This is a genomic window from Marinomonas algarum (assembly GCF_020532605.1).
In the GTDB taxonomy this organism is placed as follows: domain Bacteria; phylum Pseudomonadota; class Gammaproteobacteria; order Pseudomonadales; family Marinomonadaceae; genus Marinomonas; species Marinomonas algarum.
In genome coordinates, this window is sequence record NZ_JAJATW010000072.1 from 1 (window position 1) to 991 (window position 991).

Consider the following 991-nt stretch of genomic DNA (forward strand, 5'->3'; position numbering starts at 1 on the left):
GTCAGAACCTGCGTAAGCTACTAAAGTGGCTTTATTGTGCCCAATATTTTGGGTCTTTTTTACAGCGCATATGGCTAAAAATAACGTTTTTAATGGAAAAGCCTAAAAATACCATGGCGTTTCTTGTTTGAAACGCCATTATTCAGGGACGACTATTTATCTCAGTAAATATGAATGTATATTTATTTAAAAATTAGTGCTTATTGCTTAGGCAATAACACAGTGTCGATAACATGAATGACACCATTTGACTGTTTCACATCCGCAATGGTTACGTTGGCAATACGACCATTTTCATCTTCCAACATGATTTTATCGCCCATGTAAGTCGCCATTAACGTGCAACCACCAATAGTTGGTACTGGGTGTTTACCCATGTCGTCGTCTACCATTTTCATGATGGCACCAGACAGAGCGTCGGCTTTAACTACATGGCAGGCTAAGACGGTTGTAAGTGCGTCTTTATTCTCTGGTTTCAACAAATTAGCAACCGCACCGTCTGGTAATTTTTCAAATGCTGAGTTAGTTGGAGCAAATACCGTGAATGGACCTGGGCCTTGTAATGTTTCGACTAATCCTGCTGCTTTTACGGCAGCAACCAAGGTGGTGTGGTCTTTGGAATTAACCGCATTTTCAACGATATTTTTGCTGGCATACATAGGTGCGCCACCTACCATTGGATTGGTATTGTCGTCAGCGGCTTTCATTCCACCAGTTGAACAGCCAGCAAGGGTTAAAATAGTTGCGGCAGAAACGAGGCTTAATAATTTCATTATTCATTCTCCAGTTAAATTATCCATCACGACTTTGTCATGGTTAATAAAAGATACGGCCGCATTCAAAACAAGTTTCAAATAATTAAAATCTGAATCAGTGACTTTGTCAGCGGGTACCGCGCAGCTGCGCAAAAGCGGCATCGCTCTTTAAGAATACGACCTCATCCCGAGTTTTATCGCCTTGTATAGCTCTGTTGATCTGATTTCCGACTATG

The 991-nt window shown here is 41.2% G+C and carries 1 protein-coding gene; it reads right to left on the bottom strand.

What is annotated here, in order from left to right; all coding sequences use genetic code 11:
* Positions 1-200: 200 nt before the first annotated feature.
* Positions 201-773, bottom strand: coding sequence for a fasciclin domain-containing protein (locus LG368_RS15355; RefSeq protein WP_226755556.1), 573 nt, complete (start codon positions 771-773; stop codon positions 201-203).
* Between the last annotated feature and the right edge of the window lie 218 nt (positions 774-991).